The following is a 26,051-nucleotide window of genomic DNA, read 5'->3' as shown; positions in this document are numbered from 1 at the left end:
AGCCAGGACCGCGGTTCGACCCGACCGCCCATCGTGTGCCCTCCGGGGCGCGTGCCCGGTTCCGCGCGAACATCGACGCGCTCACCCTCGCCCGCGCACTCGCAGCCGAACAGCGTCCCGCCACCGCCGATGAGCAGCGTGTGCTGGCCGGATGGTCCAGCTGGGGCGCGGTACCGGACGTGTTCGACCCCCGCAACGACGCCCGGGCGCAGGAGCGTGCCGAGCTTCAGGGCCTGCTCAGCGCGGACGAATGGGCCGCAGCGGAGCGGACAACGATCAACGCCCATTACACCGACCCCCTCATCGCGGCGGAAATGTGGCGGGCACTGCGGTCACTGGGCCTGACCGGCGGGGAGATCCTCGAACCCGGCTCCGGGTCCGGGACGGTCATCGGGCTCGCCCCCGAGACCGCCCGGATGACCGGGGTCGAACTCGACCCGATCACCGCCGCGATCAGCCAGGCCCTGTATCCCGATGCGAGCATCCGGGCCGAGAGCTTCGCTGACACCCGACTGCCCGAGGGCATGTTCGACGCGGCCATCGGCAATGTGCCGTTCGGGAAAGTGACCCTCTACGATCCGGTGCATAACCCGGGCGGGCACTCGATCCACAACCATTTCATTCTCAAGTCCCTGCGGTTGACGCGGCCGGGCGGGCTGGTCGCCGTGCTCTCCTCGCACTACACGATGGACGCCCAGAACCCCGGAGCTCGGCGGGAGATGAACCTGCTGGCCGATCTCGTCGGTGCCGTCCGCCTGCCCTCCGGAGCCCACCGGCGGACGGCGGGAACCGAGGCGATCACTGATCTGCTGATTTTCCGGCGCCGCGAGGACGGTCAGCCGCCCGCCGATGACCTGTGGGAGACCGTCACCCCTGTCTCGCTCGACGGCACCGAGCCGATCAGGATCAACCGCTACTTCGATCAGCACCCGGAGTATGTCCTGGGCGAGCTGTCGGTCGGGCACGGCATGTACGGGTCGGAGACCCTGACCGTTGCAGGCGACCCGGATCGAGTCGCCGACGAACTGCGCGCCGCGCTGGAGTCGATCACGTTCACCGCCCGCCGTTCCGGCATGGTGCTGACCGAACGCACCGGCACCGCCCCGGAACGACCGGCCGCTGCCACCGGCACAGCGACGGAGCAGTGGGATGGGGCGATCGTTGCCACCGACGGCGGCGGTTTCGGCACCGTCAATGGCAGCAGCATCGAGCCCCTGAAGGTGCCGAAGAACGCGTACGCGGAGATGCGGGCGCTGCTCGGACTGCGCGACGCGGCCAACCGGCTGCTGGAGCTGGAGGCAGCGACCGTCGAGGACACCGACGAGATCGCCACGACCAGGGAGGGGCTGCGTCGCGACTACCAGAAGTATGTCGGGAAGTACGGGCCGTTGAACCGGTACTCCTGGCGGCGCACCGGCCGGACGAACGAGTCCGGTGAGGAGACCTACGCCCGCATCGTGCCCACTCCGATCCGGCTATTGCGCTCGGACCCGTTCGGGGCGCTCGTCCTCGCCCTCGAAGAGTTCGACGACGCTGAGCAGACGGCAACCCCGGCGACGATCATGACCCGCCGCGTCGTCGCCCCGCGCACCGAGGTCCAAGGCGTCGATACCCCGGCAGACGCGGTGGCGGTGAGTCTGGATCGCACCGGCGGGATCGATCTCCCGCTGATCGCGGACATGCTCGGCATGGACGAGACCGAGGCCCGCGAGGCGCTGACCGGGCTCGCCTACACGGACCCTGCCACCGGCACCCTCGTCCACGCCCCCGAATACCTCTCCGGAGACGTCCGCGCCAAGCTCGCCCAGGCGAAGGAACGCGCGGCCGACGACCCGGCCTTCCAAGCCAACGTCGACGCGTTGGCCGAGGTGCAGCCGCGGGACCTCGGCGTCGAGGAGATCGGCGCCCGCATCGGCGCGGTGTGGATCAGCGCGGAGATCCACGAGCAGTTCCTCAACGAGATCCTGCGCACCACCCAGGTCAGAGTCGAGAACCCGATTCCGGGAATGTGGGAAGTGCGCGGCGGTCGTCAGGGCCTGCAGGCGACCAGCGAGTGGGGCACCGAACGCCGTCCGGCACCGGACCTTGTCCAGGCGATCATGGAGCAGCGGCCGATCCTCGTCAAAGACGAGATCGACGGCGTGGACGGCAAACCGCAAATGGTCGTCAACCCCACCGAGACGGCCGCGGCACAAGAAAAGGCGGAGGCGCTCCAGGAACGGTTCTCCGAGTGGGTGTGGGAGAACCCCGAACGCGCCCAGGAACTCGTCGACGAGTACAACCAACGGTTCAACAACCTCGTCCTACGCGACTACAGTGCCGCCGGCGACTATCTGTCACTCCCGGGTCTCGCCGAGACGTTCACCCCGCGACCGCATCAACGCGCCGCAGTTGCCCGCATGATCGCCGAACCCGCCGCCGGATTATTCCACGAGGTCGGGGCCGGGAAAACGGCTGAAGCGATCATGGGCGTGATGGAGATGCGACGCATGGGTCTCGTCAGCAAGCCCTTGATTGTCATCCCGAATCATATGTTGGAGCAGTTCAGCAGAGAGTGGCTGCAAATCTATCCGCAGGCCAGGATCCTCGCCGCCTCCAGCAAGGACATCAGTGCCGAGAAAAGGGCTCTTCGCAGTTGAGGGTGTAGTCGAGGGTCGGCGGCTGGTTCGCGGATAGACGTCGAGGTCTTCCAGGATGGAAGTTCTCACACTGCCCATCTGCCGGAAGACCTCGACTTGCGCCACCCTACGTTCGCGACCCCTGACCTCACCACGTTCTGCCGTCTCGATGAGCTCGGCCTCGAAGCCATCGGCCAGTTGATCGAGCCCGACCGGGCGGTACTCGAGTGCCGCGTCGTTGACGATGACCCGTGGTGTCGGAAGTGTGGCGCCGAGGGCGTGCCGCGCGACACCGTGACGCGTCCGCTCGCGCACGAGCCGTTCGGTCACCGGCCCACGACGCTGCTGGTGCGGGTACGCCGCTACCGGTGCGGCCACTGCCGCCGCACCTGGCGGCAGGACACGACGAACGCGGCGGCGCCGCGGGCGAAGATCTCCCGCGGCGGGGTCGGGTGGGCGCTGAAGGCGATCGTGGTCGACCACCTCACCGTCTCCCGCGCCGCGGCAGGCCTGGGGGTGTCGTGGCACACCGCGAACACCGCGATCCTCGCCGAGGGCAAGCGGCGGCTGATCGACGATCCGGCCAGGTTCGACGGCGTCACCACGATCGGCGTCGACGAGCACGTCTGGCGTCACGCACGGTTCGGTGACAAGTACGTGACCGTGATCATCGACCTCACGCCCGCCCGCAACAAGACAGGTCCCGCACGGCTGCTGGAGATGGTCGAGGGTCGGTCGAAGGCGGTGTTCAAGCAGTGGCTCGCCGCCCGGCCCAAGGAGTGGTCGAAGCAGATCGAAGTGGTCGCGATGGATGGGTTCAGTGGGTTCAAGACCGCCGCGTCCGAGGAACTCCCCGACGCGGTCCCGGTGATGGATCCGTTCCATGTCGTCCGGCTCGCCGGTGACGCCCTGGACCGGACCCGGCAGAGGGTTCAGCAGGACACTCTCGGGCACCGCGGTCACGCCGGGGACCCGCTCTACGGGGTCCGCCGCACCCTCCACACCGGCGTGAGCTTCCTCACCGAGAAGCAGACTGCACGGCTGGACGCGGTGTTCGCGGTCGAGGAGCACGTCGAGGTCGAAGCGACCTGGGGCATCTACCAGCGCATCGTCGCCGCCTACCGCGAACCCGACAAGAAGAAGGCGAAGGAGATGATGCGGTCGGTGATCGATTCCGTCAGCAGTGGCGTCCCCGCGATGCTGGCCGAGATTCGCCGGCTCGGTCGGACGTTGAAGCAGCGCGCCGCGGACGTCCTCGCGTTCTTCGACCTGCCCGGCACGAGCAACGGTCCGACAGAGGCGATCAACGGCCGACTCGAGCATCTCCGCGGCTCCGCGCTCGGCTTCCGCAACCTCGCGAACTACACAGCCAGGAGCCTGCTCGAGGCCGGAGGTTTCAGACCCTCGCTACACCCTTGATTCCGAAGAGCCGAGAAAAGACGGCAGTTCGTCGCGCGTGCGGCGGCGAACGATTGGGATGGGATTCTGCTGACGCAGGCCGCGTTCACGAAGGTGCCGCTGCGGCAGGAGACGCAGCAGGCCTACATCCAGGGGCAGATCAACGAGCTCAAACGCGTCGTCGACCAGGCCGAAGGTGATGACGCGATGACCGTCAAACGGGCTCTTCGGACATTCGGTGGGGGTGAGGCGCGCCGGGTGATGGTCGGCGGGTAGGGGTCGAGGCCCTGGAGGATCAGAAGCGCTAACTCCCTGATTCCGACCGAGGACCTCGACGTGCTTCACCCTACTTCGGGGTGCGCTGATTCGCGCCCTGCCACTTGTCCGTGCCCGCGTTGCGATCTGTTGTTTGGCCTTGACGGCGTCCATGTTGAGCACGTCGACCGCCGCGACGGGCTGCTGGTGGTGAGGGTATCGAGTCCCGCGGCGCCCACCGGGTGCCCGTCGTGCGGGGTCGTCGCCGTCGGTCGTGGGCGCCGCCGTCGAGTGCTGAACGACGTGCCCGGTGTCGCGCGGGTTCGGATCGTGTGGCGGCAGCGCGTCTTCCGGTGCGACGATGCAGACTGTGCGCGAAAGACCTTCGTCGAGCAGATCCCGTCGCTGGTCGCTCACCGGGGGTCGATCACGAAGCGCACTATCGCCTGGGCTATCGGACAGCTACGAGGCGAGCACGCGACCATCGCTGGGCTCGCCCGTCAGCTCGGAACATCGTGGAAGACCGTGTGGCGCGCCGTCGAGCCCGAACTCGTGCGCCTCGCCGCGGACGAATCCCGGTTCGATGGCGTCACGACGCTCGGTGTCGACGAGCATGTCTGGCATCACGTCGATCCACGCAAGCGCGGTCCGAAGGAACTGACGGGGATGGTCGACCTCACCCGCGACGAGCACGGCCGGGTGCGTGCGCGGCTACTGGATCTCGTACCCGGCCGGTCCGGGAAGGCCTACGCGACTTGGCTCGGTGAGCGCGGCGACGCGTTCCGGAAAAACGTGGAGGTGGCGGCGTTGGATCCCTTCGCCGGATACAAGACCGCGATCAACGACAAGCTGGAAGACGCTGTCGCGGTGCTCGACGCGTTCCATGTCGTGAAACTCGGCACCGCCGCGGTCGACGAGGTCCGCCGCAGAGTGCAACACGACACGCTCGGCCACCGCGGACGCAAGGGAGAGCCGCTCTACGGGATCCAGACCATCCTGCGCGCCGGAGCGGAGAACCTCACCGACGAGCAGCGAGTTAGGCTGGCCGCGGCGATCGAGGCAGATCCTGCGCACGACGAGGTGTTCGTTGCGTGGCAGTGCGCGCAGCAACTGCGATCCGCCTACCACGCGAAGGATCTCGCCGAGGGCCGCCGAATCGCGGAGCGAGTCGCCGAGACATTCCACACCTGCCCGATCCCGGAGATCGCCCGCCTCGGTCGCACCCTGCGCCGGTGGCGGTCAGCGTTCCTCGCGTATTTCGCGACCGGGCGCGCGAACAACGGCGGCACCGAGGCGATCAACGGAATCATCGAGCTGCACCGGCGCCTCGCCCGCGGCTATCGCAACCGGCACAACTACCGCCTCCGCATGCTCCTCATCGCCGGCGGCCTCGACCCCACCACCCCCACCTAAAGTCCGAAGAGCCCGTTACCTACCCGCGAAACGGTCGAGAATCTGTTCGTCAGTCTGTTCATCGGGAATGCTGAGCCTTTGGTTGACTCGTTTCCTTATCCCGCCAGGCAGGCGGGGTGTTTCATGATGGTCTCGAACTCGATGGGCGTCAACTTCCCGAGTCTTCGTTGACGGCGGCATCGGTGGTAGCGTGCCTCGATCCAGTACACGATCGCGAGGCGAAGCTCGTCACGGGTGGTCCACTGCTGCTGGTTGAGGACGTTCTTCTGCAGCAGACTGAACCAGTTCTCCATGGCCGCGTTGTCCGCGCACGCGCCGACTCTGCCCATCGATCCGCGCAGCCCGAAGTGTCGAAGGGCACGCCGGAATCTACGGCTTCGAAATTGACTGCCTCTATCGGAATGCACCGTCACCCCGGCTGGCTTACCGCGCCGGTGGAATGCGTCGGTGAGCGCGTCAACGGCCAGTCGGGCCTTCATCCGGTCGCTGATCGAGTAGCCCACGATCCGGTTGCTGAACACGTCCTTGACCGCGCACAAGTACACCTTGCCCTCACCGGTTCGGTGTTCGGTGATGTCGGTGAGCCACAACTCGTTGGGCCGGTCGGCGGTGAAGTCACGTCTGACATGGTCGTCGTGCACGGCAGGACCCGGCCGGCGATGCTTCCGAGAGCCCTTGCGGCGGTGCGCGGCCGAGAACATGCCCTCCTGCGAGCACACCCGCCACACGCGACGCTCAGACACCTGCCAGCCGTCGTCGACGAGTTCGTCGGAGATGAGCCGGTACCCCTGACAACGGTCCTCATCCCACACGTCCCGGGCAGCGTTGATCAGATGCGCCTCGTCCCAGTCGCGATCGCTGACCGGATTGGCCAGCCACTGGTAGTACGCCTGCTTGGAGAAGCCGAGGACCCTGCACGCCACCGCGACCGACACCCTCACGGGGGCGCCGGCCGCAGCCAGTTCACGGACGAGCGGGAACACTATTTTGGGGACGCAGCACCGATCCGAAGGTTCGCTTGCGAAAGATACGCCGCGGCCTTCCGGAGGATCTCGTTCTCCATCTCCAACTCGCGGATCCGCTTGAGCATCTTCGCCTGCTCACGCTGCCCGTCCCGATCGCTCGACGCCGCCGGCGCGATCCCGCGGCCGGCCAGCTCGACGTTACGCACCCACGCCTGCAACGCCGACTTCGAGATCCCCATATCCGCGCAGACCTGCTTCTGCGACATTCCCTGCGTGAGCACCAGAGCGACCGCGTCGCGCTTGAACTCCTCCGAAAACTTCACCGGCATGACTTCATCCTTCCCGCCCCGATCCTTCAAATCAAAGCAGTCCCAGAGTCAACCAAAGCTTCAGCATTCCCATCTTCTGGATTGACGGAGTAGACGAAACTGATGTGTTCGTCGTTCTTAAAGTGCTCGTACAGTGCAGGTCGAAGCATATCCGTCTTCTGAGAGTTGAAAGGTGACCGCCTGCCAACCTTTCCGCCAGCGCGAAGGCCGTTCCGACGCACCGTGTAGCAGAACCGCTTGCGCGGATCCTCGCTATCACTATTGTCGAGTTGACGGACTACGACGTCCTGCTCTTCGACCCCGAGATGTAATGGCAGGGTTGAGGGTACGAGTCTTCCAAAGTGCACATAAAACTGGCTCATGAAATCTCCCAGGTTTTCGGCCCATTCGACGCCGAAGAATTTGCGCAGGTGTTTCACGGCGACGTCGATCTTGTACCTGTTGGCCGGGCCAGACAAGGTATTGCTCGTGTCCTGACTGTCGACGAACGTGAGCTGAACAAGCTGTCCTTTCGGAACCTGTGCAGGTGGAACATATCTCTCGACCAGGACGAAGTACTTGTGCTTCTTATAGACGAACGGGAAGCATGTGACTACCCACCCACGGTGCTCCAGTTCATCACGGAGAGCACGGAGATTTTCCATCGGAGCGTCCATGTAGAAATCATGCTCTCAGCGCACGGGACTCGCAACCACGTGGCTTCGCGACCAGACCGCTCGCTTCCTCGCTACGAAGGACTTGAAGTCATTGGATGCGCGATCGTGCAATCGCAGTAGCTGGCTTCGGCATCAACTCGTCAAGCTCTTGGCACCCGGAAGATCACGGTCGGAGGCTGTCCTTGCTGGTGTGAACGGCGGCACATCCCTTCGAATGGCTCGCCCGTTGGATAGTCGGGCGGGGCAGTCCAGGGCCGTGTGCGAGAGGTCGTACCCGTTCCACGGCGAGTAGCCGGCGACGTGACGAGTGCCGTACGGCTGGCGTTCGGTGATGATCGGAGCACCCGGCACCTGCATATGCTCCGGGTAGCGCTCCCGAATCCAGGCAAGTGCGAGCTTCGTCATTTTCGACCCGTCACGCACGCGCACCGACGCCGGCACGACGGGAAGCTCACGCCAGCCCGGAACGGCGTGGTCATGCCACTGCTCGACGACGGAATTCTCATCCTCGTCGATCGCGTGCCACTGGCACGGCTCGCACACCATCTGCTCAAGCAGACCGCCCGGCCCTTCCTGCCCGTGCTCGGGCCTCAACTCGGCACTGAACATCTCGCCGCGATGGTCACCGAACTCCACCGCTCCAGCGTTCCACATCATCCGATGCCACATGTGACTGCGCGCGTGAGACCCGTGATGACCGTTGATGAAGACCCAGTGATCGAAGGCCTCGTCAATCGCAGCCGGCGGGTAGTAGTCCTGCGTGAAGCGCAGCGGAGCGCCCGACCATTCATCCAACCGGTCGCGGGCCTCCTCGCGGGCGAACTGGTCGAAGTCGAACGCAAGCTGCCCATCGATCTGCTTGTCCATGCTGCTCCTTCCCCTCGCCGTCAGGTACGCGCCGAGCCGACGGACGACAGCGCGCTTCGCCGCACGTATCGAATGGAGCACAGGAGACTGTGAGTCTTGAGGTGGCTGGTCCGGGACCGGCTGCTGATGGATGGCGTTGGCCGGCTGTAACTGCTGTGACCCAATAGGTGACTGACCTGTGTGAGCGGTGTCCTCGAACTGAATTGTCCAGCGGAAGCAGGTCGGCCAGCGCCATCCCGGCCCACCTCGGTGACCTGATCAGAAGCTTGTCCAGCCCCGCCGTAGCGAGGCTGTGACTCATCACAGTCCTGCCCCGAAATGACTCCTACCCGGGCTGGCACTGGCCGTCGCGGCCAGCCCATCTGTCTCAAGTAGGAAGGACCGAGCCGCAATGACTATCGTCGCGCACGCCCACCCGTTCGTCATCGGTGTCGACACACATGCCAAGACCCACGCCCTATCGATCCTCGCCACACCGAGCGGCGAGATCATCGAGGAGGCGACCTTCCCCACCACCCGTAGCGGCCTGGCGCGGGCCGTCGCCTGGGCAGGGCGTCGAACTGGTGGCGATCTCACGGTGTTGTGGGTGATCGAATGCGCCGCCACCTACGGCGCGCAACTCGCTCGCGCCGTCGCCGACACCGGCTACACGGCCGTCGAAGCTGCGCGGATGAACGCCAAAGCCAACCGCGGAATCGGCAAGTCCGATCAGTTGGACGCCCGCCGGATTGCCGCCGCCGTGCTGCCCCTCGAGGTCGACCGGATGCGCCAGTTGCGCTCGGACGACGCAGTACGTGCAGGATTGCGCGTACTGGTGACTGCTCGGGAGCTGATGACAGGCGAGCGGACGGCCAACGTCAACGCACTGCTCGCCTTGCTGCGGATGGTGGATCTGGGCATTGACGCGCGCAAGCCGCTCACGAGAACGCAGATCGGCGAGGTGTCCCATTGGCGCGTCCGCCATGAAGAGGTCGGCATTGCAACGGCCCGGAACGAAGCCGTGAGGCTCGCCAGACGCATCACCGCTCTGGACAGCGAGCTCGCCGAGAACATCGCGGCTACGACTGCGCTCCTCGCTCAGTCGCCGGCAAAGGTGCTCCTTGAAAAGATCGGCATCGGTCCTGTCACTGCCGCCGTCGCTATGGCCGCTTGGTCCCACGACGGTCGCGTGCGCGACGAGGCCGCGTTCGCCTCCCTCGCCGGGGTCAGCCCCATCCCTGCATCGTCAGGCAACACAGTGCGCCATCGCCTGAACCGAGGTGGAGACCGGCGACTGAACCGAGCCCTGCACATGGCCGTCGTCACTCGGATGGCCTACGACCCTACGACCCGCGCATACGCCGAACGACGCACCGCAGAAGGACTCTCGAAGAAGGAGATCCGCCGAGTCCTCAAGCGCTACCTCGCACGGCAGATCTACCGCACGCTGACCGCCGAATCACGGGCCGCCATCGCCGTCCCAGAATCCGCACCGAGCCCCGCTTGACAGACATAGAAGCTTCAGTCAGACGCGGAACTATCGAACTCGTGGCGCGGGGTCACCATCCGGCCGCTCATGTCGACCCTTCCGCAAGCTGGGGTATCGCCGTGGGAGCCTCACGGTCTGGCCGAAGCGACGCGGGCACCTTTCCAGCATCACTTTGTCCTCGTGCACAGTCGGAAGGCGACCCGTTGACGGCGCTCACTGAAATTCCTCGGTTCTGCTCATCGAAATTCTCCACTCTGGGTCGCTCCGCCGCATGAGGCGGGCCTTCCTCGATGCTGGTGGTCTCTGACCACACACCAGCCGGAGGAAGGCCCTGTTCTCATGCTCTCAGAGAGGAGCAGCGTGGACATCCACGCTCTGAAACGGCAGGGGATGACGATCAGCGAGATCGCCCGCCGCACTAACCATGACCGCAAGACCATCCGCGCGTATCTGAACGGTGAACGCCAGCCCGGGATGCGTGAGCGCACCATCCCGGACTCGTTCGACGCGTTCGTCGACTACGCCACCGCGAGACTGACCGAGGACCCGCACCTGTGGGCGGTGACGCTGCTCGACGAGCTGCGACCGCTCGGTTACGAGGGGTCGTATCCGACGCTGACGCGGCAGATTCGTGCCCGCGGGCTGCGTCCGGCGTGCACCGCGTGCGCGCACGTCACCAAACGCGCAAACGCGGTCATCGAGCACCCGCCCGGGGAGGAGACCCAGTTCGACTGGGTCGAGATGCCCGACCCGCCCGCGCATTGGGGGTTCGGACGCAAGACCGCGTATGTCCTGGTCGGGTCGCTCGCGCACTCGGGTGTCTGGCGGGGCGTGATCTCCCCGTCGATGGACACCCCGCACCTGCTCGCCGCGATGACGACCCTGCTCGCCCTGCTGGGCGGGCTCACGAAGACCTGGCGGTTCGACCGGATGCGGACGGTCCTGGACCACCGCACCGGCGACCTGGTCCCGCAGTTCGCCGCGTTCGCGAAGCACCACGGCGTCACCGCGGTGGTCTGCCGGCCGAGGTCGGGGAACAGGAAGGGCGTGGTCGAGAAGAACAATCACACCGCCGCGCAACGCTGGTGGCGGACCTTGCCCGACGACCTCACCCTCGAGCAAGCGCAGGCCAGCCTGAACACGTTCGCCGCAGGGCAGGACGACCGGCGGCGTGAGGGCGAGCTCGGGACGACGACAGCGTCGGCCCTGTTCGTGAACGAGCGGCTCAGACCGCTACCTGCGGTTGTGTTCCCTGTGATCATCACAGAGGAGCGCACCGCGACCCGGCAAGCGCTGATCGACTGGCGTGGGAATCGCTACTCCGTCCCGCCCGAACTCGCCGCCGCGAAAGTCGAGGTCCGGCAGCGGCTCGGCGCGGACATCATCGACATCGCCACCGCATCGGGGACGGTCGTCGCCCGCCACCAGGTCGCCGAACCCGGCCTCGGCGTCACGATCCGCGACAGCGGCCATGTCACCGCACTGGAGGCCATCGCGATGGCGTCAGCGACACCAGGACGCCCGCACCGCCGCAAAGAACGCATCCCACCCGGCAGCGCCGCGCTGCGCGCTGCCGCAGCCCTCACCAGCGCTGCAGCGCAGCCTTCGACCGTGATCAGCCTGGCCGCTTACGAGCAGGCCGCGAAGAACAGGAACACCCTCCGATGACCACAACCACAGCCACCACGACGGCAGCGAGCGTCTATCAACAGCTGCGCGGCCACCTCACCGACCTGAAACTCGCCGACGCCGCGGACGCCCTCCCCGCCGTCCTCGACCAGGCGCAAGCCGAAGGATGGACCCTGACGCAGGCCCTCGAGCACCTACTGCGAGTCGAGGTCACCGCCACCGACGCCCGCCGCTTGGCTGGCCGGTTCCGTTTCGCGAACCTCCCCACCGGGCAGACCCTGGACGACTTCGATCACGACGCCGCATCCGGCATCGACCGGTCGCTGCTGGCCGAGCTCGGCACCTGCCGGTTCATCGACACCGCCACCAACGTGCTCCTGATCGGCCCGCCCGGCGTCGGGAAGACCCACATCGCCACCGGCCTCGGCCACGCCGCCGTCACCGCCGGCTACCGCGTCTACTTCACCTCCGCCGCCGACCTCGCCGCCCGCTGCCACCGCGCCGCGATCGAAGGCAAGTGGTCGACGATGATGCGTTTCTTCGCCGGTCCGACCCTGCTCATCATCGACGAGCTTGGCTACCTGCCACTACCCGGCGAGGCCGCCTCAGCCTTGTTCCAGGTCATCAACCAGCGCTACCTGAAGACCTCCATCGTGATCACCACGAACCGGCCGGTCGGAGCCTGGGGCGAGATCCTCGGCGACACCACCGTCGCCGCAGCCATGCTCGACCGGCTCTTGCACCGATCCGTCGTGATCACCCTCGATGGAGCCTCTTACCGGCTCCGCCACCACGCCACCGCCGCAGACGAACTCCGCCGCGTCACGACCGGCACGAACCTGCGCTAACCTGACTGACCACGCGACCTGAGGAATTCCGATGAGCAACTCTGGAGAATTTCGATGAGCGCCATCACCGTCGTGACTCATCCATCCTCATTGACGTTGAACGACACCGAACGGGTGGCGGTAACCCGCGAGCTACGCCGGTACAGCAACTACCGGCGAGGAGAAGGCGACGGATTGCTCGACGCACACCTCCTTCCCGAAACGGACGATGAAGACGGTTTACCCGGGTTGACGGACGACGTGCAGGAAGCGGCCGCGAGCCACTTCGCCCTCGCGGATCAGTGCGAGGCGCTTGCTGACGAACTCGACGCGCGGCAGGTCGTGCCGGTCTCAGCGTCACATCTCGAACTGATCAGCGTGTCGCTCCGCGAGGCCCACCCAGACGAGATGCCGCCGGAACTCTCCCACGCCAGCGAGTTCGCGGACCTTGTCACGGCTTCTCGCGACGGCGGTCCTCAATCGTCAGAGCCGGAGCAGATGCTGTTCCTGGTGAGAGAGGGCAACCCGCTCCCGCCATCACCTCCCATCCTGGCACCTGCACGCGCGCCCCGCACCGAGCACGAAGCGTTGGAGGGGCGCGTCACGCAGCTGACCGAGCACGTGGGGAGTCTGGAGGCTCGGCTCGAGGCACAGCAGAAGGAGATCGACGCGCTTCGCTCGCAGACGTCCCGGGGCATCCGCAGCCAGCGAGCCGATCCACTCGGTTCTGCCCCACGGCGGAGGGCAGCGCCGGAACGCGGAGGGCTGAGTCTCTGACACCAGTCGGTACGCCGCCGAGCGCTCCTCGCACGGCTCTTCCGCTTGTCCGATGAGAGCGATAAACTAGGGGCAGGCGAATCGAATTAGTAGGCCGTACCCCGCAAAGTGGAACGGCATGACACGCCAGGGAATCCGCCCCGGCACGTTCATCCAGTAGCAGCATCGCCGCTACGGAGGACTGCCACGTTCCGGAACATCTTCATCGCGAGCGTCGCAACCCGCGGCCTGCTACGAACCTGCCTGCCCAGCAACATCGCGCTCGATCTCATCCGCTCCCGGCGCGGCCTGAAGTGGGGCGTGCCGGCGATGCTCATCTCGGGCCTGTACTTCGCCATCGCCTACTGGTGCACCGTCAAGATCGACACCGGCGGACCCGGCTGGGAATGGCTGCACATGGTCGTGCTGGTCTGCTTCTGGTCGGCGTTCAAGTTTCTTATCATGGGGCCGGTGAGCCTTGTTCTCTTGGCCTGGGCGCGCGCTACCGAAGGCATCCAGAGCCGACGTGAGGAAACGACCGCAACCGATCACGAAGAAGCAGCCGAACCCGTCCACGCGGACCGATGACGTAGCTCCAGCCGTTACCTCACCGACCGACCCGCTGACTCCACTCCCGGACAGCGATCCTCGGCCACCCTTCTCAGGCCCGCAAGGCTTTCAAGAGTTGGTGATCCGCGACCTCTAGTGCGCGGCGTTGTAGGCATCGATGACGGCGTTGGGAACCCGCCCGCGAGCAGGGACGTCATGTCCGTTCTCCACCGCCCACTGCCGAATCTCGCTCAACTGGTAGCCGCTACGCTGCCGCGAATTCACGATCCGGGCGCGTGAAGACCGTCGGCCACCGACCGCACGAGCCGCCTCAACGTACGGAGTCAGTGCATTACGCAGTTCCTGCGCGTGCGCCTCGGAGAGGTCGATCTCGTACGTCCCTTTGTCGATCCCGAACGTGATCGTCACTCCTTCATCGGGGTCAAGCACAGCACCGTCGAGATCGTCTACAAGTCGTTCAATGATCCTCCTGGCCATGGTCGTGAGTCTATGTGCACACGGGCGTCTAGGTGTACTGACCCAGATCGTTGTTGACGTAGGAGAGACCTCCGGGGTCGAGTTGGAGCTGTCTAAGTTCTTCAGCTCAAACGCACGGAGGTCTCTCTTGTCTCACGCTAATGCCCGGCTGACTCCGGCCGGCCGGTTGATCATGGTTCAGCGCATCCAGTCGGGGCGTGCGGTCGCGCATGTTGCCGCGGAAATGGGGATCTCCCGCACGACCGCGTGGCGGTGGTGGCGCAGGTTCCGGGAGTGCGGCCCGGCGGGCCTGATCGATCGTTCCAGCGTCGCCCGCTCCCACCCTCGCCAGACCAAAGCGTGCGTGGAGGCGAGGGTGCGGATCATGCGGCACCTCACTCGGCGTGGGCCGGTGTTCATCGCTGACAAGCTCGGCTTGCAGGCCTCAACGGTCGGTAGGGTGTTGCGCCGCCACCACGTGCCGTTGCTGCGGGAGCTGGACCCGGTCACGGGGTCCGTGATCCGCGCGACCCGCCGATCCGCGCAGCGTTACGAGCATGATCATCCCGGGTCCCTGATCCACGTTGATGTGAAGAAACTCGGCCGTATCCCCGACGGCGGCGGATGGCGTCTGCATGGCCGCGGGCAACGTCCTGCGCGCAAGCGGGGCCTGGGTTACGACTACGTGCACACCGTCATCGACGACCATTCCCGAGTTGCTTACGCGGAGATCCACGACGACGAGAAAGGCATCACCGCCGCGGGTGTGCTCGAGCGGGCGATCGCGTTCTACGCGCGCCTCGGCGTCACAGTCGAACGCGTCATCAGCGACAACGCGTTCGCTTACCGCCACTCGGCCGCGTTCAAGGCCGTGGTCGACGCGCACGGCATCCGACAGCGGTTCATCAAACCGCACTGCCCCTGGACCAACGGGAAAGTCGAACGCCTCAACCGCACCCTCGCCACCGAGTGGGCCTACGCCCGCCCCTGGAGCTCGAACGACGACCGAAAAGCAGGGTTGACGACCTGGCTCGACTACTACAACCTAGACAGGCACCACCTCGGCATCGGAGGCAAAACCCCCATCGACCGAATCAACAACGGTCGAGGTCAGTACATCTAGGGTCGTAGCGCCCTCCTCACTGGTCAACCTTCTCCGGGTCCTCCTCCGCGGCAACACTGAGAAATCCGGACATAGGCAACAGCGCAGCGCGGCCCTGCCCCATTCAAGCGGGAAGGGGCGCGCCTCCGGTGAGTCGGACAATGCTCTCTGGCTGATCGAACCACTCAAAGGCAATCTCCGGAACGGGCTTATCCACACCGGGCGCGTATTGGGTGCTCTGCGTACCTCCTGCGCATGAACGAACATGTGAAGCACCAGGAAGGCGACCGTACTCGACACGCTGGAGCTCTGGAGAGCGCGAAGCGCGACGATGAGGAGTCGACCGCCGAGCTCTCGCCCATCGCGGCGCGAGGGCGAGAGCTCGGCTCGTCGTTCCTGCCGCTGAGCCAGGAACAGGAGGATGCGATTAGGCAGTCTCTTCTCGACTCCATCGATATGACTGCTGAGGCACGGCGTATCGAGGCTCGATCCTGATGCGACCGGTGTCGAAGATGCCCCCCATCTGCTTCGCCTTCACGATCCTGATATCGAACAGCGTCTTGACGATGCGTCGCTGCTCCAGCAAGTCCAGGCCGTTCCACGCCGTCTCGATGTCCTCTGCGCTCATGAGATGAAGCACCGTGGCGTCGGAAACGGGTGGGACGGTGGCCTTCGCGGCCTCCACGATCTGGGGCTTCAAGCGCTGTTCGATGCTCGACAGCATCGCCATGCTGATACGTCCGGCCGCATACTCTTCTGCGGCCTCGTCCAACCGTCCGCGCAGCTGCGCCACACGGGCCTCGGCCTCTTCGATCTGTTCCTGCCAGTTCTCTCCTGGACCAGCCAGCACGGCCAGGCTCTCAGGCTTCGACAGCCAGCCGAGCAGGGTCGACACGACAAACTCGTCCGTTCGCGGGATGTCGATGCTGATCTTCCGGCACCCGACGGCTGCGCACGTGTAGTTGTCGCGCCGCTCGCCGTTCTTGCGTGGGATTACTCCGTGTAGGCGGACCAAGCCGCGCGAGCAGTAGCCGCACTTGGCGACGAAGGACAGCAGCCACTTCGGATGGCTGTGGTTGTCCTCGTCGACGTAGCGGGTGCGACGTGCCCGATCGGCCAGGACGCGGTTGACCTGTTCCCACTTCTCGCGGGGAATGATCGCCGGCCAGTCCGCTTCGCCGATGATCTCACCGCGGTACTTGCGCAGACCTACAATCGTCGGGCTGAGTAGGATCTGTCTCAGCGACGAGCTCATCCATCCGCGAGAGTTCTCGGTGTTCGGCTTCATCGGGGTCGGCACGCCTTCGCGGTTCAGTTGGGTGACGATTGCGTTGATCGGTACGCCATTGAGGATGTCTTCGACGGCTCGAGTGATGATCGCTGCCTTCTCGGGGTCGATCTCCTGACGGAGCAGCACACCGGTGTGCGGATCATAAACTCGACGATATCCGTACGGAAGACGGCCGTGAGGGCGTCCTTGTTGGGCGTGGAGGCGCACGGTACGGAGTTGCCGGTCGCGGATGATCGCGGCGTCCTTCTCCGCAGTCAGGAACTCCAGTCCCATCATGAAGCTGTCGTCATGGCGGGAGAAGTCGTAGACGCGGCCCTTCGTCAGGTAAAGCACGCCAGCCTCCTGGCAGGCCGCGCGGAGTTGAACGAAGGCGAGCAGTTCACGCCCTGCGCGGGAGGGTTCCCAGGTAACGAAGGCGGCGTATTCTTGAGATTCGATCAGGTGTAGGGCCTCCTCGAATCCTTCGCGTTCGCGAGTGCGCCACTTGGAGGCGGAACGGTTCGCATCGGTGATGACCTTGCCGACGTGCCATGCTTGCTGGTCGCACCAGGTTCGGCAGTCGGTCTCTTGATCGCCGGTGGACCGCATGAGGTACTTCCGGTCCATCGATGCTCGGGTGTAGATGAGAGCGTTGACCTCATCGGTGGGCGTGGGCTTGAGTAGTTGATTCTCCATGGCGAACAGGTGCTCTCTTCCTGTATTCGCTTCCGGAGGGTTTGGTGAGCCGACGAACGACCTCGACACCGACATGCTCGCCGCGTTCGAAGACCTCCTCGACTCGTGGGCGGGGACGCTCCTCGTGGTCAGTCACGATCGGTACTTCCTCGAACGGGTCACCGACCAGCAGTACGCCGTGCTCCCGGGGCAGGACGGGGGTGGGCGCCTGCGGCATCTCCCCGGCGGCATCGACGAGTATCTGCGGCTGCGCGAGCGGGAGCGGGCGACGGCGGGCGCCGGGTCTGGCTCCGGCGCGGGGTCCGGCGCCGGCGCGGGATCGCCCGCGTCACCGGCATCCGCGGGACCCGCCCTCAGCGGCGCGGATCTGCGCGCGGCGCAGAAGGAGATCGCCGCGGCCGAGCGGCGCATCGAGAAGCTCACCGCGCAGGCCGACGCCGCGCGCACGGCGCTCGCCGAGCACGACCAGTCCGACTACGTGGGCCTCGGCGAGAAGATGGCGCGGATCGGCGAGCTGGATGCCGAGGTCGCGGCTCTCGAGGAGCGCTGGTTCGCCCTCACCGAGCAGATCGGCTGACCGGGGCGTGTCTAGGCTGGTCGTGTGACTGTCACGACCCGCCGCCTGGCTGACCTCCGCATCGACGACCACACCGTCACGCTGCCGCTCGTCTGGGGTGATCCGACCGACGCGCGCACGATCGACGTGCACGCCGCCGTCGTCACCCGCGAGGGCGGCGACGACCTGCCGTACCTGGTGTTTCTGCAGGGCGGCCCGGGGTTCGAGGCTCCGCCCGCGTTCCATGCGCCGACCTCGCCGAGCTGGCTCGACGGCGCGCTCGCCCACTACCGGGTCGTGCTGCTCGATCAGCGCGGCACCGGGGCATCCACCCCGTTCGGCGACGACAATCTGGCCCGCGGGGCGGAGGGCGTCGCCGAGTATGTGACGCACCTGCGCGCCGACGCGATCGTGGCGGATGCCGAGGCGGTGCGCGAGAGCCTGGGCGTGGAGACCTGGAGCGTGCTCGGCCAGTCGTTCGGCGGCTTCACGATCCTGCATTACCTGAGCACGCACGCCGACTCGCTCGATGACGTGTACATCACGGGTGGGCTCAGCGCCGTGGGCCGGCATCCCGACGAGGTCTATGCGCTGACCTACGACAAGATGCGGGATGCTTCGGAGCGCTACTACCGGCGCTTCCCCGGTCACCGCGACGCGATGCGGGAGCGACTCGACCTCGCCGCCTCGGGCGGGATCGTGCTGCCGGGCGGCGAGGTGGTGTCGGTGTCTCGCCTGCGCTCGCTCGGCATGCTGCTGGGGACGAACGACGGGTGGCAGACCCTTTATGGGCTGCTCGAGACGGATCCGCGCAGCAACGCGTTCCGCTACGACCTCGCCAGGGCGCTGCCGTTCTCGGCGCGGAACCCGCTGTACTTCCTCTTCCACGAGTCCAGCTACGCGGACGGTCACGCGACGCGCTGGTCGGCCGACCGCGTCGAGCCGGACGACTTCCTGGCCGACCCGACGCTCCTGACGGGTGAGCACGTGCGCCGCGACTGGTTCGACACCGTGCCGGGCATGCAGCCGTGGCGCGACGCGGCGCTCCGCGTGGCTGACGTCGAATGGCCGCGCCTCTACGACGCCGACGCGCTCGCCGCGTCGGATGCCGGCGGCGCCGCGGCGGTCTACACCGGGGACGTGTTCGTGCCGCTGGAGTTCTCGCTCGAGACCGCGCGGCTGCTCCCCGGGATCACCCCCTGGATCACGAGCGAGCACGAGCATAACGGACTGCGCGCCGGCGACGTGCTGCCGCGCCTGATCGACCTGGCACGCGGACGCCGCATGCGCTGAGGCTCGACGGCGCCGTCGGGCGTGCGTCAGAACGGCGGCGGATCGCCGGTGTCGGGGCGCGCGTCGAGCCGTCGCGCCCAGCCGGGTGGGTCTCGCCGCGGGGGCGGTCACGGTCGGTGGCGCCCGCACCCGTCGCTCCGCGAGCGCACGCCGCTGGTTCTCGACCAAGATGTCGGGTTGGATGCGCGCCGCGACGACCTTCGCGTACTCGCGGACCGCGGGCGCGGTCTCGACCTCCGCGACAGGCAGGATCAACGCCTCGTACTTGGCGCGGTGCTCCGGATCGAGCGCGGCGCCGGCATCGATGATCGCCGCCGCGTGCCGCTCATCGATCCGCCCCGTGCGGAGCGCCTCGAGCGTTGCCGAGTACGTCCCGACGAGCGCCGCACCGTCGCCGAGCCAGTTCGACAGCGTCCGCTCGCCGGCCCGCAGCGCGGCCGACAGCTCGGCGAGGATCTCGCGCAGCGGGATCGAATCCCCGAACTCCACCGTCGACGCCACCCGCGACCCGTGCCCCGAATACGCTCGCGGAGTACCCGCTCGCGCCACGCGCGCCGCGTCACGCTGCGCGACGCGCAACGCCACCAGGTCGAGCGCCGCCGCGCACACCTCCGCGCGCTCCGCCTGCAGGCGGGACATCTCGGCGCGGTTCGCCTCCGCGCGCGTGACGAGCGCCGACAACTCCGCCCAGTGCACATCGCATGCTGGCGGATCACACGCCGGCGGGTCGAGAGCCGCTGCGCGACCGGAAGAGGCGTCCCCACCGCGGTGAACTCCACGCGCCGACGAGGCCGCTCGGCGGACCGAAACGGATCGGTCATCACAACTCCACAGACGTCGAAAACCCAACGCCGGGAGGCATGTCCCCGAACCCGCTGCTCCTCTCGGAGCTCCATCGCCGATAAACTCAAGCTAGTACATAACTTCGAAACGTTCACGCACTTTCTTCGTCAGGAGTCGAAACCCAGCGAAAGCTTGCGCAGCAGGCCCGCGAGTCGTTCGCGGTCTGTGCGCGAGAGCACGCCCAGCAGCTCCGCTTCGGCGTCGACGAGGCGGGTGATCGCGGCATCCACCCGCGTCTTCCCGTCGTCGGTCAGGGTCACGAGCACGCTGCGCCCGTCGGCCGGGTCGGCCTCACGGCGCACGAGCCGGCGCCCGACGAGACGGTCGATGCGGTTGGTCATCGTGCCGCTCGAGACCAGTGTCTGCTGCAGCAGCTGCTTCGGGCTCAGCTGGTACGGCTCACCCGCCCGGCGGAGCGCCGACAGCACGTCCCACTCCCAGGGCTCGAGGTCGCTGCGGCGGAACGCCTCGCGCCGCGCCCGGTCGAGGTGCCGCGACAGCCGGTCGACGCGGGAGAGCACCTCGAGAGGCGAGAAGTCCAGGTCGGGCCGCTGGGTCACCCACGCGCCGACGATGCGGTCGACTTCGTCGTGTTCGGTGGCCATCCGTTCATTATCGCGGGTTCGCCGCCCGAACCGCGGCCGTGCGTTCGTGCGTTCCGGCGACGGCACGGCGCGCCCGTCCGGCTCGGGCGCGCGCGAGTTCAATGGCAGACTGGACGGGTCCGCGCCCGCGGACGTTCCGCCGTGGTGTAACGGCAGCACGACAGCCTTTGGAGCTGTGAGGACCAGGTTCGAATCCTGGCGGCGGAGCATGACGAACACCCTGGATGCCTCGCTGGCCGTCGTGATCCTCGCCGCCGGTCAGGGCACGCGCATGCGCTCGTCCCTGCCGAAGGTGCTGCACCGCATCGGCGGTCGCCCCCTCGTCGGCCATGTGCTCGACACGGCGCGCGACCTCGCCCCGGGCCACGTGCTCGTCGTCGTGCGCCACGAGCGCGATCAGGTCGCCGAGGCCGTCACCGGCATCTCGCCGGAGGTCGTCGTCGTCGACCAGGACGAGACCCCGGGCACCGGTCGGGCCGTCGAGGTCGCCCTCGCCGCGGTGCCCGACTTCGACGGCGACGTGCTCGTGCTCTCGGGCGACTGCCCGCTCGCGGACGAGGCGACACTGTCGGCGTTCATCGCCGAACACCGGTCCACAGGTGCACGAGCGACGCTCATGACAGCCGTGGTCGACGACCCCACGGGTTACGGCCGGATCATCCGCGATCCCGACGGCACGGTCGCGCGGATCGTCGAGCAGAAGGATGCCACGGCCGTCGAGGCCGCCGTCGCCGAGATCAACGCCGGGATGTACGTCTTCCAGGCATCCGTCCTCCGGTCGGAGCTGGCGCGCGTGGGAACCGACAACGCTCAGAACGAGAAGTACCTCACCGATGTCATCGGTCTCCTGCATGCGGCGGGTGAGCGTGTCGTCGCATGGGTGGTCGACGACGTGACCGTCACCTTCGGCGTCAACGACCGCGCGCAGCTCGCCGAGGTCGGCCGGCTGCTCAACGCCCGTACGGTGCGGCGCTGGCAGCTCGAGGGCGCGACCATCCAAGACCCCGCGACGACCTGGATCGACGTCACCGCGACCCTCGCCCCCGACGTCACGGTGCTGCCGAACACGCACATCCTGCGGGCCACCGCCGTGGCCTCCGGCGCGACGATCGGCCCCGACACGACCCTCGAGGACTGCGAGGTGGGGGAGGGTGCCACCGTCCGCCGCGCCGACGCGACCCTCGCCGTCATCGGCGCGGGCGCGACCGTGGGGCCGTTCGCGTACCTGCGCCCCGGCACCATCCTCGACGCGCGCGGAAAGATCGGCACGTTCGTCGAGACGAAGAACTCCACCATCGGCGAGGGCAGCAAGGTGCCGCACCTGTCGTACATCGGCGACACCACGATCGGCCGCGGCGTCAACCTCGGCGCGGGCGCGATCACCGCCAACTACGACGACGTCGCCAAGCACCGCACCGAGATCGGCGACGAGGTGCACTCCGGCTCGCACAACGTGTTCGTCGCGCCGGTTAGGATCGGAGATGGCGCCAAGACCGGTGCCGGTGCGGTGATCCGCAAGGATGTCCCGCCCGGAGCTCTCGCCTTGAGTGTCGCCCCCCAGCGAAACGTCGAGGGGTGGGTCGAGAATCACCGATCGGGGACCGCCGCGGCAGACGCCGCTGCACGGGCCCGGTCCGCACAGGAACAGGGCGATGACGCGCAAGAAGAAGGTTGACCTCGACGTCGAGCGAGGGATCGCGCCGGGACTGGTCGCCAAGACCAAGAAGCGTCTCGTCGTCGCGAGCGGCAGCTCGCACCCGGCTCTCTCCGAAGAGGTGGCCCTCGCGCTCGGCACCGAGCTCGTGCCCACCGAGCACCGCACCTTCGCCTCGGGCGAGATCCTGACCCGCTTCGAGGTCTCGATCCGCGGCTGCGACGCGTTCATCATCCAGTCGTTCGGCCCCCCGGTGAACGAGTGGCTCATGGAGCTGCTCATCATGCTGGATGCCGCCAAGCGGGCATCCGCCAAGCGCATCACCGTCGTGGCGCCCTACTATCCGTACTCGCGGCAGGACAAGAAGGGGCGCGGGCGCGAGCCGATCTCGGCGCGCCTCGTCGCCGACCTGCTGAAGACGGCGGGCGCCGACCGCGTGATGAGCGTCGACCTGCACGCGGCGCAGATCCAGGGCTTCTTCGACGGCCCGGTCGATCACCTGTTCGCCAAGCCGGTGCTGCTGGAGTACTTCCAGCGCACCCTGAGCCCCGAAGACCGGGAGAAGCTCACCGTCGTCTCGCCCGACACCGGCCGCGTGCGCGTCGCCGACCAGTGGTCGGACTCGCTCGGCGCGCCGCTCGCGATCATCCACAAGCGCCGCGACCCGAACGTGGCCAACCAGATCACCGTGAACGAGATCGTCGGACACGTCGCCGGCCGCGTGTGCCTCCTCGTCGATGACATGATCGACACCGGCGGCACGATCGTCAAGGCTGCGCAGGCGCTGAAGGCGAACGGCGCCGAGCGCGTCATCGTCGCCGCGACGCACGCGATCTTCAGCGACCCGGCCGTCGAGCGCCTGCAGGACGACGCGATCGACGAGGTCGTCGTCACCGACACGATCCCGCTCCCGCCCGAGAAGCGCTTCGACGCGCTCACCGTGCTGCCGATCGCGCCGCTCCTCGCCCGCGCGATCAAGGAAGTCTTCGAAGACGGCTCGGTCACGAGCATGTTCGACGGCGCCGCTTGATCCGCTCCCGCTGATTGCTCCGGCGCCGCCACGCGGCGCCGCCCGGTGACGGGCATAGGATCGCGCCATGGCCGCATCCGCCGCATCCGCCACCGACTTCGCCGTCGACCGTCCGTACGCGCTCAGCGCCCACGAGGTCGAGCGGGCGCTCCGCACCGACGGCGACGGACTGTCGTCCGACGAGGCCGCCGCGCGGCTCGACGCCGTCGGGCCGAACCTGCTGCCCGAGCCCGAACGGACGCCGGCGTGGCGGCGGTTCCTCAGCCACTTCAACGACACCCTGATCTACATCCTCCTCGGCGCCGCGGCGATCAAGGCGGTGATGGGGGACTGGCTCGACTTCTGGGTGATCATGGCCGTCGCCGTGATCAACGCGGTCATCGGCTTCGTGCAGGAGGGGCGTGCGGAGAAAGCGCTCGCGGGCATCCGCGGCATGCTGTCGGCGGATGCCACGGCGCGCCGCAGCGGCGCATGGACGACCATCCCCGCGGCCGACCTCGTGCCGGGCGACCTCGTGCGCCTCGCCCCGGGCGACAAGGTGCCCGCGGATCTGCGGCTCACGTCGGTGGCGCAGCTGCGCATCGAAGAGGCCGCGCTCACCGGTGAGTCGGTGCCGTCGTCGAAGGAGGTCGGTGCGGTATCCGAGGATGCCGGGGTGGGCGACCGCGCGTCGATGGCGTTCTCGGGGACCATCGTGTCGGCCGGCCAGGGCAGCGGCATCGTCACCGCGACCGGCGAGAACACCGAGATCGGCAAGATCCAGGCGCTCGTGGGCGCCGCCGGCAGCCTCACCACCCCGCTCACCAAGCAGCTCGACGCGTTCGGGCGGGTGCTGACCCTCGTCATCCTCGGCATGGCCGCCGTGATGATGCTGATCGGCCGCTACCTGCACGATATGCCGCTGCCCGAGCTCATCTCGGCGACCATCGGATTCGCGGTCGCCGCGATCCCCGAGGGCCTTCCCGCGCTCGTGACGATCACGCTCGCGATCGGCGTGCAGCAGATGGCCCGCCGGAACGCGATCACCCGCAAGCTCCCCGCCGTCGAGGCGCTCGGTTCGGTGACGACGGTGTGCTCCGACAAGACCGGCACGCTCACCAAGAACGAGATGACCGTCCGGACGATGGTCACCCCGGTCGCCCGGTACGAGGTGTCGGGCCTCGGCTACGACCCGACGGGCGAGATCACCCCCGCCGGCGGCGGCGACCTGGCGGCGCTCCTCGCGGTCGCCGACCTCTGCAACGACGCGCACCTCGACGAGTCGGAGAGCGGCGGCTGGACGCTCGTCGGCGAACCGACGGAGGGTGCGCTGAAGGTCGTCGCGATGAAGGGCGGCGCCGTCGACACCCGCGCTCAGCGGATCGGCGTGGTGCCGTTCGACTCGGCGTACAAGTTCATGGCGACCCTCGTCGAGGCGCCCGACGGCTCCCGCGCGATCCTCGTGAAGGGCGCGCCCGACCGCCTGCTGGAGCGCTCGCTCACCCAGCGCGGCGCCGACGGGTCGGAGCCGCTGAACATCGCGTTCTGGGAGGGCGCGATCGACGACCTCAGCGCACAGGGGCTCCGCGTGCTGGCCGCGGCGCGCAAGGCCACCCGCGCCGGGGACGTGACGGTCGACGACCTCGTCGACCTCGAGTTCCTGGGTCTCTGGGGCATCGTCGACCCGCCGCGGCCCGAAGCGATCGAGGCGATCGCCGACTGCCACGCCGCCGGCATCGACGTGAAGATGATCACCGGTGATCACGCGGGCACCGCCCTCGCGATCAGCCGCGAGATGGGGCTCGTCAGCGGCGATGACGCGCCGGTGCTCACCGGCGCCGAGCTCGAGGCGATGAGCCAGGACGAGCTCGCCAAGGTCGTGCAGGACGTCGACGTCTACGCGCGCACGAGCCCCGAGCACAAGATCCGCATCGTCCGGGCACTCCAGTCGCGCGGCGAGGTCGTCGCGATGACCGGCGACGGCGTCAACGACGCGCCCGCCCTGACGCGCGCCGACGTCGGCATCGCGATGGGCATCAAGGGCACCGAGGCGACCAAGGAGGCCGCCGAGATCGTCCTCGCCGACGACAACTTCGCCACCATCCGCAGCGCCATCCGTGAGGGGCGGCGCATCTACGACAACCTGCGCAAGTCGGTCGTCTTCCTGCTGCCGACCAACGGCGCACAGTCGCTCGTGATCCTCGTGGCGGTCGTCTTCGGTCTCACGCTGCCGCTCACGCCGGTGCAGGTGCTGTGGGTCAACATGGTCACCGCCGTGACGCTCTCCCTCGCGCTCGCCTACGAGCCGGCCGAACCCGGCATCATGCGCCGCCCGCCGCGCGGGTCGGGCGGCTCGATCGTGGGCGGCCGCGAACTCGGGTTCGTGCTCCTCGTGTCGCTGCTGATCGGCGGGGCGACCCTCGCGGTGTTCGGCATCTCGCTGGCGTCGGGCACCGACCTCGCCGTCGCGCGCACCGAGGCGGTCACGATGCTCGCGCTCGGCCAGCTCGCCTACCTGCTGAACTGCCGATTCCTCACGCGCTCGAGCCTCACGTTCGACGTGTTCCGCGGCAACCCGGCGATCGGCTGGTCGGCGCTCGCGCTCATCGTGCTCCAGCTCGTGTACGCGTACGCGCCGTTCATGAACAGCCTGTTCGGGTCGGAGCCCCTGACGATCACCGGCTGGCTGCTGCCGATCGCGTTCTCGATCGGGATCTTCCTCGCCGTCGAGGTGCTCAAGGCGATGCGCCGGGCCGGAGACAAGAGCGCCGACACCGCGACGCTCTATGCAAGCGCATAGGTGATACCGGGGTGCT

20 protein-coding genes, 1 tRNA gene and 1 pseudogene are annotated in these 26,051 nt (G+C 67.5%); 16 read left to right on the top strand and 6 right to left on the bottom strand.

The annotated features are described in order from the left end of the window. The first annotated feature begins 35 nt into the window (after nt 1-35). The 4 genes from FHX68_RS05345 (at nt 36) to FHX68_RS05335 (ending at nt 5,684) form a co-directional block, all read left to right on the top strand. Entirely contained in the window at nt 36-2,639 is a 2,604-nt protein-coding gene (locus FHX68_RS05345; RefSeq protein WP_229661658.1) for a hypothetical protein, read from the top strand. A 96-nt stretch (nt 2,640-2,735) separates the two neighbouring features. Next, nucleotides 2,736-4,037 (top strand): ISL3 family transposase, encoded by a 1,302-nt coding sequence (locus FHX68_RS05340; protein ID WP_141920072.1) that lies wholly within the window; start codon nt 2,736-2,738, stop codon nt 4,035-4,037. Nucleotides 4,038-4,130: 93 nt separating this feature from the next. Next, entirely contained in the window at nt 4,131-4,292 is a 162-nt protein-coding gene (locus tag FHX68_RS15160) for a hypothetical protein (RefSeq protein ID WP_170219046.1), read from the top strand. Nucleotides 4,293-4,352: 60 nt separating this feature from the next. Then, nucleotides 4,353-5,684: an ISL3 family transposase gene (locus FHX68_RS05335; protein ID WP_308424089.1), complete on the top strand. Its 1,332-nt coding sequence runs from the start codon at nt 4,353-4,355 to the stop codon at nt 5,682-5,684. 95 nt (nt 5,685-5,779) lie between these two features. Here FHX68_RS05335 and FHX68_RS05330 read toward each other — a convergent pair. The 3 genes from FHX68_RS05330 to FHX68_RS05320 all read right to left on the bottom strand — a co-directional run bounded on the left by FHX68_RS05330 (nt 5,780) and on the right by FHX68_RS05320 (nt 8,501). Next, nucleotides 5,780-6,978, bottom strand: a protein-coding gene (locus tag FHX68_RS05330) for an IS3 family transposase (protein ID WP_425325853.1) whose coding sequence is annotated in 2 segments (ribosomal slippage) — nt 5,780-6,706 and nt 6,709-6,978 — 1,197 coding nt in all. Because the reading frame shifts where the segments join, the coding sequence is not laid out codon by codon here. A 26-nt stretch (nt 6,979-7,004) separates the two neighbouring features. Further along, the gene (locus FHX68_RS05325; RefSeq protein WP_141920070.1) at nt 7,005-7,634 is read right to left on the bottom strand and encodes a DUF6037 family protein; all 630 of its coding nucleotides are present in this window, start codon (nt 7,632-7,634) and stop codon (nt 7,005-7,007) included. A gap of 132 nt (nt 7,635-7,766) precedes the next feature. Continuing rightward, on the bottom strand, nt 7,767-8,501 hold the full coding sequence (locus FHX68_RS05320) for a DUF6349 family protein (protein ID WP_141381634.1): 735 nt from the start codon (nt 8,499-8,501) through the stop codon (nt 7,767-7,769). A gap of 391 nt (nt 8,502-8,892) precedes the next feature. Between FHX68_RS05320 and FHX68_RS05315 the strand changes: the two genes are divergently transcribed. From FHX68_RS05315 to FHX68_RS05295, 5 genes are all read left to right on the top strand, one after another. Continuing rightward, entirely contained in the window at nt 8,893-9,987 is a 1,095-nt protein-coding gene (locus tag FHX68_RS05315) for an IS110 family RNA-guided transposase (RefSeq protein WP_141920068.1), read from the top strand. A 342-nt stretch (nt 9,988-10,329) separates the two neighbouring features. After that, nucleotides 10,330-11,637, top strand: coding sequence for an IS21 family transposase (istA, locus tag FHX68_RS05310; protein WP_438268237.1), 1,308 nt, complete (start codon nt 10,330-10,332; stop codon nt 11,635-11,637). Continuing rightward, nucleotides 11,634-12,446, top strand: coding sequence for an IS21-like element helper ATPase IstB (istB, locus tag FHX68_RS05305; RefSeq protein WP_068476904.1), 813 nt, complete (start codon nt 11,634-11,636; stop codon nt 12,444-12,446). The genes istA and istB overlap by 4 nt, the downstream gene beginning before the upstream one ends. A 54-nt stretch (nt 12,447-12,500) precedes the next feature. After that, complete coding sequence (locus FHX68_RS05300) at nt 12,501-13,202, top strand: hypothetical protein (RefSeq protein ID WP_141381572.1); 702 nt, start codon at nt 12,501-12,503, stop codon at nt 13,200-13,202. 108 nt (nt 13,203-13,310) lie between these two features. Further along, nucleotides 13,311-13,769 (top strand): sulfate permease, encoded by a 459-nt coding sequence (locus FHX68_RS05295; protein ID WP_229661657.1) that lies wholly within the window; start codon nt 13,311-13,313, stop codon nt 13,767-13,769. Nucleotides 13,770-13,883: 114 nt separating this feature from the next. On the opposite strand, the gene FHX68_RS05290 is transcribed toward FHX68_RS05295, so the two are convergent. Continuing rightward, the gene (locus tag FHX68_RS05290) at nt 13,884-14,228 is read right to left on the bottom strand and encodes a histone-like nucleoid-structuring protein Lsr2 (protein WP_141381573.1); all 345 of its coding nucleotides are present in this window, start codon (nt 14,226-14,228) and stop codon (nt 13,884-13,886) included. A 127-nt stretch (nt 14,229-14,355) separates the two neighbouring features. Between FHX68_RS05290 and FHX68_RS05285 the strand changes: the two genes are divergently transcribed. Then, a complete protein-coding gene (locus FHX68_RS05285) occupies nt 14,356-15,330 on the top strand; it encodes an IS481 family transposase (RefSeq protein ID WP_141920066.1) in 975 nt (324 codons plus the stop codon). Between the two features lie 406 nt (nt 15,331-15,736). On the opposite strand, the gene FHX68_RS05280 is transcribed toward FHX68_RS05285, so the two are convergent. Next, entirely contained in the window at nt 15,737-17,275 is a 1,539-nt protein-coding gene (locus FHX68_RS05280) for a recombinase family protein (RefSeq protein ID WP_211345050.1), read from the bottom strand. Between the two features lie 46 nt (nt 17,276-17,321). On the opposite strand from FHX68_RS05280, the pseudogene FHX68_RS05275 reads away from it, so the two are divergent. Both FHX68_RS05275 and FHX68_RS05270 read left to right on the top strand, forming a co-directional pair. Continuing rightward, nucleotides 17,322-17,852: pseudogene (locus tag FHX68_RS05275) on the top strand (ABC transporter ATP-binding protein); the annotation flags it as partial. A 24-nt stretch (nt 17,853-17,876) separates the two neighbouring features. Further along, nucleotides 17,877-19,124 (top strand): alpha/beta fold hydrolase, encoded by a 1,248-nt coding sequence (locus FHX68_RS05270; protein WP_141920063.1) that lies wholly within the window; start codon nt 17,877-17,879, stop codon nt 19,122-19,124. 950 nt (nt 19,125-20,074) lie between these two features. Here FHX68_RS05270 and FHX68_RS05265 read toward each other — a convergent pair. Beyond that, nucleotides 20,075-20,572: a MarR family winged helix-turn-helix transcriptional regulator gene (locus tag FHX68_RS05265; RefSeq protein ID WP_141379555.1), complete on the bottom strand. Its 498-nt coding sequence runs from the start codon at nt 20,570-20,572 to the stop codon at nt 20,075-20,077. Nucleotides 20,573-20,707: 135 nt separating this feature from the next. On the opposite strand from FHX68_RS05265, the gene FHX68_RS05260 reads away from it, so the two are divergent. The 4 genes from FHX68_RS05260 (at nt 20,708) to FHX68_RS05245 (ending at nt 26,035) form a co-directional block, all read left to right on the top strand. Then, nucleotides 20,708-20,779: transfer RNA gene (locus tag FHX68_RS05260), tRNA-Gln, on the top strand. Between the two features lies 1 nt (nt 20,780). Continuing rightward, nucleotides 20,781-22,247, top strand: a complete 1,467-nt coding sequence (glmU, locus tag FHX68_RS05255; protein ID WP_141379557.1) for a bifunctional UDP-N-acetylglucosamine diphosphorylase/glucosamine-1-phosphate N-acetyltransferase GlmU — start codon at nt 20,781-20,783, stop codon at nt 22,245-22,247. Further along, nucleotides 22,225-23,256, top strand: coding sequence for a ribose-phosphate diphosphokinase (locus FHX68_RS05250; RefSeq protein WP_141379559.1), 1,032 nt, complete (start codon nt 22,225-22,227; stop codon nt 23,254-23,256). Before glmU ends, FHX68_RS05250 begins: the two co-directional genes overlap by 23 nt. 67 nt (nt 23,257-23,323) lie before the next feature. Further along, on the top strand, nt 23,324-26,035 hold the full coding sequence (locus FHX68_RS05245) for an HAD-IC family P-type ATPase (RefSeq protein WP_141379561.1): 2,712 nt from the start codon (nt 23,324-23,326) through the stop codon (nt 26,033-26,035). Nucleotides 26,036-26,051: the final 16 nt, after the last annotated feature.

The sequence above is a fragment of the Microbacterium lacticum genome, from assembly GCF_006716815.1.
Lineage (GTDB): Bacteria > Actinomycetota > Actinomycetes > Actinomycetales > Microbacteriaceae > Microbacterium > Microbacterium lacticum.
Note: the sequence above shows the minus strand (reverse complement) of the source record. Positions and strands in the feature narration are given on the sequence as shown.